Genomic DNA, 12,734 nt, shown 5'->3' with positions numbered 1-12,734 from the left:
CTGGAGGCGCTTTTTATTGAGAAAGATCATGTCTATAGCCACCTTCTACTTGATTGAACCTAATAGTGTTGCGGACTCGGAGCAAGGCTTTCGTGAGTATGTCTGCTACTTAATTAGGCATTTTACCAAGCAAGGCGCTCGTATCTATTTGAATACCAAAGATAAGCAACATTCAGACGTTTGGGATGACGCTCTATTTCAACTTAACGGCGCAGACTTTATTGCTCACAACCTGACCGGAGAGGGGCCTAGGCAAGGCACTCTTGTCGAGATTGGCAGTGGTTCTACTCAATTTAATCGCAGCCGTAATATTGTCATTAATCTGGCTGAAGATAATACAAACTTTGCGAGAATAGTGTCTCAAGTGGTAGACTTCGTGCCTTGCGATGAAAAAGCGAAGCATGTCGCCCGAGAAAGGTATAAAATTTACCGTCAGGCTGGCTATCAGATGCAGACGATATCCATTGCAGAATTAGACAAATAAACCAAACTTCATAGCTAAAGCATTTATCAACTGGCGGTTGATAAACCCTTAATTTATGCAGTTTGCCATCAACCAACTATCCATGTAAGAGCATTATGGAAAAGACATATAACCCACAATCTATCGAACAAGATCTGTATCAGACTTGGGAAGAAAAAGGCTACTTTAAGCCACACGGTGACACCTCGAAAGAATCATACTCAATCATGATCCCACCGCCGAATGTCACAGGTAGCTTGCACATGGGACATGCATTCCAAGACACCATCATGGATACGCTAATCCGTGCTGAGCGAATGAAGGGTAAAAACACTCTTTGGCAAGTAGGCACCGATCACGCTGGTATTGCCACTCAAATGGTAGTTGAGCGCAAGATTGCGGCAGAAGAGAACAAGACCAAGCACGATTACGGTCGTGAAGCTTTCATTGACAAGATCTGGGAATGGAAAGCTGAATCTGGTGGCACGATCACCAAGCAGCTTCGTCGCCTTGGCGCCTCTGTCGACTGGGATCGTGAACGATTCACTATGGATGACGGCTTGTCAGCTGCCACTCAAGAAGTATTCGTGCGCCTATACGAAGATGACCTTATCTACCGCGGTAAACGTCTCGTTAACTGGGATCCAAAACTGCACACTGCTATTTCAGATCTTGAAGTTGAGAACAAAGATAAGAAGGGCTTTATGTGGCACTTCCGTTACCCGCTAGCAAACGGTGCTACAACGGCAGACGGAAAAGACTACATTGTTGTTGCGACCACTCGTCCAGAAACAATGCTGGGTGATACAGGTGTTGCTGTAAACCCAGAAGATCCCCGCTATAAAGATCTTATTGGTCAGCACATTGAGCTACCTATCGTCGGTCGTCTCATTCCAATCGTAGGCGATGAGCATGCGGACATGGAAAAAGGCACAGGTTGTGTGAAAATCACTCCTGCTCACGACTTTAACGATTATGAAGTTGGTAAGCGCAACAACCTTCCAATGATCAACATCCTAACGTTCAACGCTGATATTCGTGATACTGCTGAAGTATTCAATACCAACGGTGAAGAAAGCGATGTTTACAGCACAGACCTTCCTATTAAATACCAAGGAATGGAACGTTTCGCTGCTCGTAAAGCTATCGTTGCTGAATTTGAAGAGCTTGGCCTTCTTGATGAGATCAAAGATCACGACCTAACCGTTCCTTACGGTGACCGTGGTGGCGTAGTTATTGAACCAATGCTAACGGACCAATGGTACGTTCGTACTGCTCCTCTAGCTGAGCCGGCGGTAAAAGCCGTTGAAGATGGTCAAATTCAATTTGTACCTAAGCAATATGAAAACATGTACTTTGCGTGGATGCGTGATGTGCAAGACTGGTGTATCTCTCGTCAACTTTGGTGGGGTCATCGAATCCCAGCATGGTACGACAACGACGGCAAAGTCTACGTAGGTCGTACTGAAGAAGAAGTTCGTGAAAAGAACAACCTAGCGCCAGTTGTCGTACTGCGCCAAGATAATGACGTTCTCGATACATGGTTCTCTTCTGCGCTTTGGACTTTCGGCACTCAAGGCTGGCCTGAAGATACAGAAGCACTGAAAACATTCCACCCATCTGAAGTTCTAGTATCAGGCTTTGATATTATTTTCTTCTGGGTTGCTCGTATGATCATGATGACCATGCACTTCGTGAAAGACGAAGACGGTAAGCCTCAAGTACCGTTCAAAACCGTGTACATGACAGGCCTTATCCGTGATGAAAACGGCGACAAGATGTCTAAGTCGAAGGGCAACGTACTTGACCCTATCGATATGATTGATGGTATTGGTCTTGAAGAACTAGTTGAAAAGCGTTGTGGCAACATGATGCAGCCACAATTAGCGAAGAAGATCGAAAAGAACACACGTAAGACCTTCGAAGACGGCATTGAACCATACGGTACTGACGCATTGCGCTTTACGCTAGCAGCAATGGCTTCTACTGGTCGTGATATCAACTGGGATATGAAACGCCTAGAGGGTTACCGTAACTTCTGTAACAAACTGTGGAACGCAAGTCGCTATGTTCTAATGAACACAGAAGACCAAGATTGCGGTTTTGCTCAAGGGGCAGAACTTGAGTACTCAATCGCTGATAAATGGATTGAATCTCAGTTTGAACTTACAGCGAAAGAGTTTAATGCTCACCTAGACACCTACCGTCTAGACATGGCTGCGAACACGCTCTATGAGTTCATCTGGAACCAATTCTGTGATTGGTACCTAGAGCTAACTAAACCTGTTCTTTGGAAAGGCACCGAAACTCAGCAACGTGCAACACGTCGCACGCTGATCACTGTGCTTGAAAAGACTCTACGTCTTGCTCACCCAGTTCTACCTTACATCACAGAAACAATCTGGCAGAGCGTTAAGCCACTTGTTGAAGGTGTAGAGGGCGATACCATTATGACTCAAGCACTGCCTCAGTATGAAGCAGCTAACTTCAACCAGGAAGCGCTTGATGATATTGAGTGGGTTAAAGCATTCATTACTAGCATCCGTAACCTGCGTGCAGAATACGACATTGCTCCAAGCAAGCCACTAGACGTAATGCTTAAAGCTTCTGATGCAAGTGAGGTATCTCGCCTAGAAGCAAACAAGGCTGTGCTTATGTCTCTAGCCAAGCTTGAGAACATCACTGTTCTAGAAGACGGCGCAGAGACTCCTGCATGTGCAACCTCTTTGGTTGGCAAGTCTGAACTAATGATCCCTATGGCAGGATTGATTGATAAAGACGCTGAACTTAATCGTCTAGCGGGTGAAATCAAGAAAACTGAAGGTGAGATCAAGCGCATCGAAGGCAAATTAAACAACCAAGGCTTTGTTGCTAAAGCACCTGAAGCGGTTGTTGCTAAAGAGCGAGAAAAGCTTGACGGTTACAAAGACACATTGACTAAACTTGCTGAGCAGAAAGCGACAATCGCAGCACTGTAATAGTAAGTAGTTGAATAACAAGGGTTGACGAAAGTCAGCCCTTTTTTTGTGCCTGATGTACTCTGCTGGTCGCTCATGTTTGGTGCGCTATGAGTTATTTGTCTCAGGTAGCTTTTATGTTCTCTAAGGTTCTAGATAAAGTCCAGAATGACGGTGCCAAATAGCTACATTTGATACCACCCACCTCTTCAAGAGAATCGTCATTCCGGCCATCGAGCCGGAATCTTAGGTCGTACATTGTGTACCTTTAACACGCATTCAATACCTTGATTACTTTTCCCTATCAAATTAATCAAAAAATAACTATTGACCAAATGAGAATAATTATCAATACTATTCTCAACAAAGGAAAGCACTATAGGATCCACAATGAAAAAGACACTTAGCTTTGCAGTATTACACTTCTCAATCGCCTTTACCGTAGCTTACGTTCTTACGGGTGATGTGATCCTAGGTAGTCTAATAGCAATGATTGAGCCTAGCGTTAACACTGTGGCATTTTATTTTCATGAAAAAGTCTGGAACTCAGTGCCTTACCTAAAAGCAAAACAAGCGTTTTCGCAGGTTAAAACCACCAGCTTTGCTGTTGTTCACTTTAGTGTGGCATTCACCGTTGTCTACCTAATCTCTGGAGATGCTTTAGCCGGTGGCTTGCTAGCTTTAGTAGAACCAACCATTAATACTGGCGTCTACTACTTTCATGAACGCGTATGGCGCAAATACTTCGCGCAACCAACTTTTAGCCACGCTTAATAGAGGCTTGAGTTACTTTCCAGTAGATACAAAAAAGCTCGCTAAATAGCGAGCTTTTTCAGTTAGATAGATAGGCAACGATTATTCGTCTTCATCATCTTCTTCGTCATAAACAAGCGCGTCTTCGCCCTCGTAATATGTACCCCAACCGTCATAAATAATGTCGTATTTTTCAGCTAGGTTAATCAGCGTCTCAACTTGCTGATCGATCAACTCAGGGTCTAGAGTACAAGTCATTGTTGCATCACAGCACAATAACTTTTTACCATCTTCGTCTTCAGTTTCTTCTGCTTCCAGAACCTCAAAACCCATTTTGAAAGCTTCAACAACCGCTTTTTCTAGAGTTTCAAAGTCCTCAGCAAAAAGGTGATGTTCAATTTCATACAAAGCATCAGGTTCACTACCGTCTTCAAGTAAAGCGGCGATGATATCGCGCGTCTCTTCTTTCTGAAATTCGATAAGTTCTTCGACTGATAGATACTCTTCCACTTGTGACATGGGTGTGCTCCCGAACAGGTAAAAATAATAGATTTATATACCGACGAAATATGGCACGGTTCGACACGAAATACCATATCTAGGCTCAATCTAGAGGGAGATTTCTCAATTATCCTCCTTGCTTACCTCTGTAACTTGCAACTTCACGCCATCCTTGTCATAAAGGATGGGTCATAATGATAAAGGATGCATAATGAGTAAGCTGTACGTCGGTTCAGAAGTGGGACAATTGCGCCGAGTTTTACTTAACCGCCCAGAAAGGGCATTGACCCATTTAACACCATCTAACTGCCAAGATTTACTGTTCGACGATGTTCTCGCCGTCGAAGCTGCTGGTAAAGAACATGACGTCTTTGCCGAGGCTCTACGAGACCAAGATGTTGATGTGCTGCTGCTACATGATCTTCTCGCCGACACTCTCGCTATCCCTGAGGCCAAGCAATGGTTGTTGCAGAATCAAATCTCCGATTATCGATATGGCCCTACTTTTGCCAGTGAACTTCGTGAGCACTTAGCCGATATGGATAACGACCACCTTGCTACTGTGCTCACTGGTGGTCTGGCCTACTCCGAGTTATCTATAACGTCTGCATCTATCTTGCCCAAAATGCATAAGGCTCTTGATTTTGTTATCGACCCACTACCCAACCATTTATTCACTCGCGATACCTCATGCTGGATCTATGGTGGTGTGTCATTAAACCCAATGATGAAGAAAGCAAGAAAAAGAGAAACTAACCATCTTCGCGCTATTTATCGCTGGCACCCTACTTTTGCTAAGCAAAACTTTGAAAACTATCTCGGAAATGAGAATGAGCACTATGACAACACCAATATAGAAGGAGGTGATGTATTAGTGATTGGTCGAGGTAGCGTGTTGATTGGTATGTCTGAACGCACTACTCCACAAGGCGTTGAAAACTTAGCTCATCGACTCTTTGAGACTGGGCAAGCAACACAAGTTATCGCTTTGAGACTGCCAAAGACCCGTTCATGTATGCACCTCGATACAGTAATGACCCAGCTTAACATCGATACCTTTTCTATCTATCCTGAAGTCATTAACTCCTCTTTAGAAACTTGGATTTTAACTCCATCAGAAAAAGGTCGAGTGCACGCTGTTCAAGCTGACTCATACGCTAGCGCCATCAAAGATGCTTTAGGTTTGCAAGAGCTGAAAATAGTCACCACTGGAGGAAACAGTTATGAAGCAGAGCGCGAGCAATGGAATGATGCCAACAACGTTTTAACCGTGAAACCTGGTGTTGTGATTGGTTATGAGCGTAACGTCTATACCAATGAAAAATATGAACAAGCGGGTATCAAGGTTATATCTATTCCTGGAAACGAACTCGGCAGAGGACGTGGGGGCGCACGCTGTATGAGTTGCCCTATTGAAAGAGATGCAGTTTAAGTGAATTTATATTTGATTAAAAAGCATTAATATGCAATAAATCATACATGACATCGAATGAGAGAACCCATATGGCCTACAACCTAAGAAACCGTAACTTTCTAAAACTTTTAGATTTTACTCAAAAAGAGATTCAGTTCTTATTAGAATTGTCTGCAGAACTGAAAAAAGCAAAGTATGCAGGTACAGAGCAAAAGCGATTACAGGGTAAAAACATCGCTCTAATTTTTGAAAAGTCTTCTACGAGAACACGCTGTGCGTTTGAAGTAGCAGCCTTTGATCAAGGTGCTCAGGTTTCTTATTTAGGTCCATCCGGTTCTCAAATTGGTCACAAAGAATCGATGAAAGATACCGCTCGAGTGCTCGGTCGTATGTATGATGGCATTGAATATCGTGGTTTCGGTCAAACCATAGTTGAAGAGCTAGGCGAATATGCTGGAGTGCCTGTTTGGAACGGTCTCACTGACGAATTCCATCCAACGCAAATCTTGGCTGACTTTTTGACGATGCAAGAGCATGCCCGAGGCAAGCAACTTCATCAAATCAGCTTTGCCTATCTTGGTGATGCACGTAATAACATGGGTAACTCGTTACTTGTGGGCGCGGCAAAGATGGGCATGGATATTCGCTTAGTTGCCCCAAAAGCCTACTGGCCAGAAGAAGAACTCGTTGCACAATGTCAGGAAATAGCTCAAAGCAGTGGAGCGTCGATCACTCTTACTGAAGATGTCGCATCTGGAGTTAAGGACTGTGATTTCTTGTACACTGATGTTTGGGTTTCGATGGGTGAACCCGCTGAAGCTTGGGAAGAACGCATCGCAGTAATGAAGCCTTATCAAGTGAATATGGATGCAATTAAAGCAACGGGTAATCCGCACGTTAAGTTCATGCATTGCTTGCCTGCTTTTCATGATGATCAAACTACTGTAGGCAAAGAAATAGCAGCTAAATATGGCATGCAGGGACTTGAGGTTACAGATGAAGTGTTTGAGTCTGAACACTCTATTGTATTTGATGAAGCTGAAAATCGAATGCACACTATCAAGGCAGTAATGGTTGCAACCTTAGGTCAATAATTCTGACGCAAACGCTTGCGATCGCATACTCAGTGCGTATAATCCCAGACGATAAATAGGAGGGTTGTATGCTACACCGTGGCAATCAAAACGTGACTAAGAAACACTGCCAACGCCGTGTTCCACTCCTATTCATTCAGAATTGATTCTAGCCTCCCTTTTTAGGGGGGCTTTTTTGTGCGTACTATCAGGGGAAGAAACCATGCAAAACACGCTTTTCAATAAGCACATCATCTCCATTCCAGAGCTAAACCGCGAAGAGCTTGAGCTAATTGTGCAAACGGCAGGAAAACTCAAATCAGAGCCTATGCCTACACTGCTAAAGAACAAGGTTGTCGCTAGTTGCTTTTTTGAGCCTTCTACGCGCACACGCCTATCATTTGAAACCGCGATTCAACGTGTTGGCGGCAGCGTCATTGGTTTCGATAATGGCGGTAATACTTCATTAGCAAAGAAAGGTGAGACCCTAGCGGACTCAGTACAGGTAATCTCAACCTACGTTGACGCATTTGTGATGCGCCATCCTCAAGAAGGTGCGGCTCGATTAGCATCGGAGTTTTCCAACGGTGTTCCAGTGATCAATGCGGGGGACGGTTCAAACCAACACCCTACACAAACCCTACTTGACCTGTTCTCAATCTACGAAACTCAGGGACGCTTAGATAACCTTAACGTGGCTTTTGTTGGCGACCTTAAATATGGCCGTACTGTGCATTCGCTGACTCAAGCTTTGGCTAAGTTTAACAACGTGCGCTTTTACTTTATCGCACCTGAAGCGCTAGCCATGCCTGATTACATTTGTGAAGAGCTAGATGAAGCAGGCATTCAATATAGCCTGCATACAGATATGGAAAGCGTTATTCCTGAACTAGATGTTCTTTACATGACTCGCGTTCAAAAAGAGCGTTTTGACGAATCAGAATATGCACACATCAAATCGGCTTACATTCTTACAGCCGCATTGCTGACAGAAGCACGTGAAAATCTAAAGGTTTTACACCCATTACCACGTGTTGATGAAATCACTGTTGATGTCGATAAAACACCTCATGCCTACTACTTTACCCAGGCTGAAAATGGTGTCTATGCACGTGAAGCTCTGTTAGCGCTTGTTCTTAACCAAACCCTGTAATAGAGGAGATTTAACCATGACTAAACCAACTCAATTACAAGTTGAAGCGATTAAAGACGGTACTGTAATCGACCATATCCCTGCACATGTAGGTATCAAAGTACTAAAACTCTTTTCAATGCAGAAGTCGAACGAACGTGTCACTGTAGGTCTAAACCTGCCTTCGTCGGCACTAGGTGCGAAAGATATCCTTAAGATTGAAAACGTATTCATCAACGAAGAGCAAGCCAGCAAACTCGCTCTCTACGCTCCTTGCGCTACGGTGAATCAGATTGAAGATTACAAGGTAGTGAAGAAGCTTGAGCTAGAACTGCCGAGCCAAGTTCGCGGTGTCTTTGCTTGCCCTAATAGCAACTGCATTACCCACGGTGAACCTGTTGAAAGCCAGTTTAATGTGGTTGAAAAGAAAGACAGTATTCGTTTGAAATGCAAATACTGTGAAAAAGTGTATTCACGTGAAGTGGTCACTGAGTTATAACTAGTATTCGTTAAAACAAAATAGAAATGGAATGAAAATGACGAAAGTACTGCATACTGACAATGCTCCAGCAGCAATCGGCCCTTACGTTCAAGGTGTTGACCTAGGTGGCATGGTAATGACTTCTGGTCAGATCCCTGTAAACCCAGAGACAGGCGAAGTGTCTTCTGATATTGCAGAGCAAGCGAAACAGTCTCTAGAAAACGTTAAGGCTGTGGTTGAATCATCAGGCCTAAGTGTTACCGATATCGTGAAGATGACGGTATTCGTAAAAGACCTCAATGACTTCGGCACAGTAAACGAGGTATATGGTAAATTCTTCGACGAGCATAACGTAGCAAACTACCCTGCACGCTCTTGTGTAGAAGTTGCGCGCCTTCCTAAAGATGTAGGCATAGAAATCGAAGCTATTGCAGTTCGCAAATAAGCATTCTAAAAATGACTAAAAGGGAGCCGAAGCTCCCTTTTTTATTGTTTAGTTTTTCACGCCGTCTGCGGTATTTCTTGCGTCAACTTCGTCATCCAAGTCTTTCAGCTTTTCTTCCATCTGAGCGCGGCAAAGCTCTGCCAATTTACGCACATCGGTTTTACCGTATTGAGAGGTATCTACCGGTGGTAACATCTCGATAATCACGTGGCCGTTATTCCAACGATTGAGTTTGATCTTATCTTGAGTAGTACTGCATACAATTGGAATAATTGGTGTTTCAGCACCAACTGCCGCATGAAAGGCTCCAGTTTTGAACGGCATCAAACCACGACCTCGTGAGCGTGTCCCTTCTGGGAACATCCATACAGAAAGGCTACTTTCTTTCATTTTATCGATAACTTGATCGATCGTCCCCATAGCTTTAGAACGGTTGGCTCTATCAATAAGAATGTTACCTGTTAGCCAGTAAATCTGACCAAACAAAGGTAGCCACAATAGACTTTTCTTACCAACGGTCACCACACTTGGTGTTACTGCTGAAGATATCGTGAAAAGATCCCAAGAGTTTTGGTGGTTTGCAATATATACAGCCTGGCCACGCTTATATGCATCTTCAGGAAGACGCAGTTCCAATTTGATACCAAACACACGGTGCATCGCGCCAAAGTAGCGACCAAATCTAAATACATGCTTTGGGTTTCTTGGACTAAATAGGCAGTAACCACACCCAAACACAAACATCAGTACAGCAAAAATTGCGACCATAAATATGCGCAGTAAAGCAATCATTGTTTCATTCCTAGCGATATCCTTCGCAGTTATATTGTTATACCCAACATATCCAAATCTCGGGGACATTGTTCTTTAAGAAGGTTATTACCCATGTTTACCTTGGGTTTAAACTAATTACATAAGCACACTGACAATACCTGTACTTAGCCCCACAAGTCTACCAAATAAAAAAGCCGAAACCATATGGTTTCGGCCGGAAATAGCATCTAAATATCGTAATTAGTCACTAAATCGCTCTATATTAGCGCCCAATAAGCTGAGCTTATGTTCAATGCGATCATAACCGCGATCAATATGGTAGATGCGATCAACTATGGTTTCACCCTTAGCGATACACCCTGCAATAACTAAGCTCGCTGATGCACGAAGATCTGTTGCCATTACTTGAGTACCGCTTAGCTCATCACTATCACCGCAAATCACTGTATGGCCTTCGATTTCAGCTTTTGCACCCATACGCTGTAATTCAGGCACATGCATAAAGCGGTTTTCAAAAATAGTTTCAGTGATGACACCGCCACCTTTAGCCATCATATTAAGCAAAGTAAACTGTGCTTGCATGTCGGTAGGGAAACCTGGATGTGGCGCAGTACGAACAGTGATCGCTTTAAGTTCACGACCGGTCATATCAGCAGAGATCCAATCTTCACCGGTTTCAATTTTAGCACCCGCTTCTTCTAGCTTAGCTAAAACAGCTTCTAGCAAAGATGCGCGAGTATTACGACACACAACCTTACCGCCGGAAACTGCTGCAGCCACAAGGAAGGTACCTGTTTCGATGCGGTCTGGAACAACGATATGCTCACCACCACCAAGACGCTCTACGCCCTCGATAGTAATAGTATCCGTGCCCGCGCCCGATATTTTTGCACCTAGAGTATTTAGGAACTCAGCAGTATCAACAATCTCAGGTTCACGAGCTGCGTTGTCCAGTACCGTAGTCCCCTCTGCTAGTGTCGCTGCACTCATGATGGTAATAGTGGCGCCTACGCTCACTTTATCCATGACAATGTGTGCGCCCTTTAGGCGCCCATCAACCTTCGCTTTAACATAGCCATCTTCTAGCGTAATTTTGGCACCAAGATGCTCAAGACCCTGAATATGCAGATCCACTGGGCGTGCGCCAATAGCACAACCGCCAGGCAAACTCACTTGGCCTTCACCAAATCTTGCCACTAATGGGCCCAATGCCCAGATAGATGCACGCATGGTTTTTACGAGTTCATACGGAGCACAGAACTCATTGATGCCCGATGAGTCCACCTGCAAAGTAGTGGTATCTCCATCGCGTGATGCTTTAGCACCTAACTTTTGTAGTAGTGCCATGCTTGTATCGATGTCACGCAGTTTTGGCACGTTGTGCAGCGCTACAGGCTCTTCTGCCAAGATCGCAGAGAATAAAATAGGTAAGGCGGCATTTTTAGCGCCAGAAATCGAAACCTCACCACTTAGTGGTGCTGACGATCCAGTTACTCGGAATTTTTCCATTACTTTTCCTTAAAGCGACATGAGTTTTTTATCGCGCTGCCACTCATCAGGAGTAAAAGCTTTGATTGATACCGCGTGGATATCATTACGTTGGATATATTCCATTAAAGGTGCATAGATAAGCTGTTGCTTCTTAACACGACTCATACCGTCAAAAGATTCGTCAACGGCAATGACCTCGTAGTGGCTACCTTCGCCTTTCACATGAATTTCTGCTAGCTGCAACGCATCGTCGAGCAACTTCTTAACTTGTGTACTATCCACTTTTACCCTCAATTTCGATTTCTATATGCCCCGCCAGTAACGGCATAGCATTACTTACTTCAAATAGTGTAAGCAGTTTATTTGGTACAGATCGCAACATTATATGGCAGTTACAATTTTTTGCATGTTCAATTAAGTGCAGAATGAGTGCCATTGCCGCAGAATCGGAATTTAGCACTTCATTTAGGTTGATTTCTAACCGCCTCACACTTGGGGTCCATTGTGAAATCTGCTGCCAAAGCTGGGGAACACTGTTTCTATTCAACACACCGTTAATCTCAGCATGCTGTTCATCAATTAATATCCAGGCTGCAGTATCGTTCATTATTTTGCAGACTCATAGCGAATAGGGGTTTTAGCTAGCCTCGCTAACTCTTTAGTGACTGCCGGAAGGCCATCACTGCGGATCTTGCCGCCCCACTCTGATTGCTTGCTAGATATCAGACTGACACCTTCAGCAACCATATCAAACGCTTCCCACTCGCCAGTTTTCTTATCTTTACGCCACTTAAATTCTATCTTTATTGGCGGCCGATCACCTTGCACAATTTCTACAGGAATAGAAACTATACGCTGGTCATCTCTTATCGACTTTGGCTTTGAGTAATTAATCTGTTGGTCTTTGTATTGCGTAAGCACCTGAGCATATGACGTCACCAGGTACTCACGAAAAACGACTAAGAAGTCAGCCACTTCAGCTTTGTCGGCTCTTTTCAGGTGGTTTCCTAGTACTTTCAATCCAGCGTAACGATCATTGACGTAGGGCATTAACTCCTCTTCTACAACGACTTTTAGTTGATCGGGGGACTCCCTCAACTGTGCCTGCTCGCTTTTTAGCCTGTCGAATGTGTTGCTACCTACCTGCTCCATCATCTGATACGGCTGAGTTTTATCAATAGTTCCACCCCAGACAATCGGTGAACAAAGTATTAAAATCAATGACATAAACCTAAGAATGCATTTCATAC

At 44.0% G+C, this 12,734-nt stretch carries 14 protein-coding genes; 8 read left to right on the top strand and 6 right to left on the bottom strand.

What is annotated here, in order from left to right; all coding sequences use genetic code 11:
- Nucleotides 1–28 precede the first annotated feature (28 nt).
- The 3 genes from OCU48_RS01685 (at nt 29) to OCU48_RS01675 (ending at nt 4,194) form a co-directional block, all read left to right on the top strand.
- Nucleotides 29–484 carry a DNA polymerase III subunit chi gene (locus tag OCU48_RS01685; protein ID WP_141346957.1) on the top strand — a complete coding sequence of 152 codons (456 nt, stop codon included), beginning with the start codon at nt 29–31 and terminating at the stop codon, nt 482–484.
- Nucleotides 485–579: 95 nt separating this feature from the next.
- On the top strand, nt 580–3,441 hold the full coding sequence (locus tag OCU48_RS01680) for a valine--tRNA ligase (RefSeq protein WP_141346956.1): 2,862 nt from the start codon (nt 580–582) through the stop codon (nt 3,439–3,441).
- A 369-nt stretch (nt 3,442–3,810) separates the two neighbouring features.
- On the top strand, nt 3,811–4,194 hold the full coding sequence (locus tag OCU48_RS01675) for a DUF2061 domain-containing protein (protein ID WP_141346955.1): 384 nt from the start codon (nt 3,811–3,813) through the stop codon (nt 4,192–4,194).
- A gap of 81 nt (nt 4,195–4,275) precedes the next feature.
- On the opposite strand, the gene rraB is transcribed toward OCU48_RS01675, so the two are convergent.
- Nucleotides 4,276–4,692 carry a ribonuclease E inhibitor RraB gene (gene rraB, locus OCU48_RS01670; protein ID WP_102485004.1) on the bottom strand — a complete coding sequence of 139 codons (417 nt, stop codon included), beginning with the start codon at nt 4,690–4,692 and terminating at the stop codon, nt 4,276–4,278.
- 193 nt (nt 4,693–4,885) lie between these two features.
- Here rraB and arcA point away from each other — a divergent pair, with 193 nt between their 5' ends.
- From arcA to OCU48_RS01645, 5 genes are all read left to right on the top strand, one after another.
- Entirely contained in the window at nt 4,886–6,106 is a 1,221-nt protein-coding gene (gene arcA / locus OCU48_RS01665; RefSeq protein WP_141346954.1) for an arginine deiminase, read from the top strand.
- A 71-nt stretch (nt 6,107–6,177) separates the two neighbouring features.
- Entirely contained in the window at nt 6,178–7,182 is a 1,005-nt protein-coding gene (locus OCU48_RS01660; RefSeq protein ID WP_141346953.1) for an ornithine carbamoyltransferase, read from the top strand.
- Nucleotides 7,183–7,384: 202 nt separating this feature from the next.
- Complete coding sequence (gene pyrB, locus OCU48_RS01655) at nt 7,385–8,314, top strand: aspartate carbamoyltransferase (protein ID WP_141346952.1); 930 nt, start codon at nt 7,385–7,387, stop codon at nt 8,312–8,314.
- A 16-nt stretch (nt 8,315–8,330) separates the two neighbouring features.
- A complete protein-coding gene (gene pyrI, locus OCU48_RS01650) occupies nt 8,331–8,792 on the top strand; it encodes an aspartate carbamoyltransferase regulatory subunit (RefSeq protein ID WP_141346951.1) in 462 nt (153 codons plus the stop codon).
- A gap of 37 nt (nt 8,793–8,829) precedes the next feature.
- Nucleotides 8,830–9,219 (top strand): RidA family protein, encoded by a 390-nt coding sequence (locus tag OCU48_RS01645; protein WP_141346950.1) that lies wholly within the window; start codon nt 8,830–8,832, stop codon nt 9,217–9,219.
- A 48-nt stretch (nt 9,220–9,267) separates the two neighbouring features.
- Here the strand turns inward: OCU48_RS01645 and OCU48_RS01640 are convergent, their stop codons facing one another.
- The 5 genes from OCU48_RS01640 to mlaC all read right to left on the bottom strand — a co-directional run bounded on the left by OCU48_RS01640 (nt 9,268) and on the right by mlaC (nt 12,732).
- A complete protein-coding gene (locus OCU48_RS01640; protein WP_141346949.1) occupies nt 9,268–10,011 on the bottom strand; it encodes a 1-acylglycerol-3-phosphate O-acyltransferase in 744 nt (247 codons plus the stop codon).
- 222 nt (nt 10,012–10,233) lie between these two features.
- Entirely contained in the window at nt 10,234–11,502 is a 1,269-nt protein-coding gene (gene murA / locus OCU48_RS01635) for a UDP-N-acetylglucosamine 1-carboxyvinyltransferase (protein WP_141346948.1), read from the bottom strand.
- Between the two features lie 9 nt (nt 11,503–11,511).
- Entirely contained in the window at nt 11,512–11,766 is a 255-nt protein-coding gene (ibaG, locus tag OCU48_RS01630; protein WP_017028814.1) for a BolA family iron metabolism protein IbaG, read from the bottom strand.
- Nucleotides 11,759–12,091 (bottom strand): STAS domain-containing protein, encoded by a 333-nt coding sequence (locus OCU48_RS01625; protein WP_141346947.1) that lies wholly within the window; start codon nt 12,089–12,091, stop codon nt 11,759–11,761. Before OCU48_RS01625 ends, ibaG begins: the two co-directional genes overlap by 8 nt.
- Nucleotides 12,091–12,732 carry a phospholipid-binding protein MlaC gene (mlaC, locus tag OCU48_RS01620; RefSeq protein WP_141346946.1) on the bottom strand — a complete coding sequence of 214 codons (642 nt, stop codon included), beginning with the start codon at nt 12,730–12,732 and terminating at the stop codon, nt 12,091–12,093. The genes OCU48_RS01625 and mlaC overlap by 1 nt, the downstream gene beginning before the upstream one ends.
- Between the last annotated feature and the right edge of the window lie 2 nt (nt 12,733–12,734).

It is taken from the genome of Vibrio inusitatus, from assembly GCA_024346935.1.
GTDB lineage: Bacteria > Pseudomonadota > Gammaproteobacteria > Enterobacterales > Vibrionaceae > Vibrio > Vibrio inusitatus.
This window is presented reverse-complemented; position numbering and strand designations above follow the sequence as displayed.

Bases quoted from the DNA above. Each gene is read 5' to 3' on its own strand.
- OCU48_RS01685 (WP_141346957.1), top strand. From the start codon at position 29: ATGTCTATAGCCACCTTCTACTTGATTGAACCTAATAGTGTTGCGGAC.
- OCU48_RS01680 (WP_141346956.1), top strand. From the start codon at position 580: ATGGAAAAGACATATAACCCACAATCTATCGAACAAGATCTGTATCAG.
- OCU48_RS01675 (WP_141346955.1), top strand. From the start codon at position 3,811: ATGAAAAAGACACTTAGCTTTGCAGTATTACACTTCTCAATCGCCTTT.
- rraB (WP_102485004.1), bottom strand. From the start codon at position 4,692: ATGTCACAAGTGGAAGAGTATCTATCAGTCGAAGAACTTATCGAATTT.
- arcA (WP_141346954.1), top strand. From the start codon at position 4,886: ATGAGTAAGCTGTACGTCGGTTCAGAAGTGGGACAATTGCGCCGAGTT.
- OCU48_RS01660 (WP_141346953.1), top strand. From the start codon at position 6,178: ATGGCCTACAACCTAAGAAACCGTAACTTTCTAAAACTTTTAGATTTT.
- pyrB (WP_141346952.1), top strand. From the start codon at position 7,385: ATGCAAAACACGCTTTTCAATAAGCACATCATCTCCATTCCAGAGCTA.
- pyrI (WP_141346951.1), top strand. From the start codon at position 8,331: ATGACTAAACCAACTCAATTACAAGTTGAAGCGATTAAAGACGGTACT.
- OCU48_RS01645 (WP_141346950.1), top strand. From the start codon at position 8,830: ATGACGAAAGTACTGCATACTGACAATGCTCCAGCAGCAATCGGCCCT.
- OCU48_RS01640 (WP_141346949.1), bottom strand. From the start codon at position 10,011: ATGATTGCTTTACTGCGCATATTTATGGTCGCAATTTTTGCTGTACTG.
- murA (WP_141346948.1), bottom strand. From the start codon at position 11,502: ATGGAAAAATTCCGAGTAACTGGATCGTCAGCACCACTAAGTGGTGAG.
- OCU48_RS01625 (WP_141346947.1), bottom strand. From the start codon at position 12,091: ATGAACGATACTGCAGCCTGGATATTAATTGATGAACAGCATGCTGAG.
- mlaC (WP_141346946.1), bottom strand. From the start codon at position 12,732: ATGAAATGCATTCTTAGGTTTATGTCATTGATTTTAATACTTTGTTCA.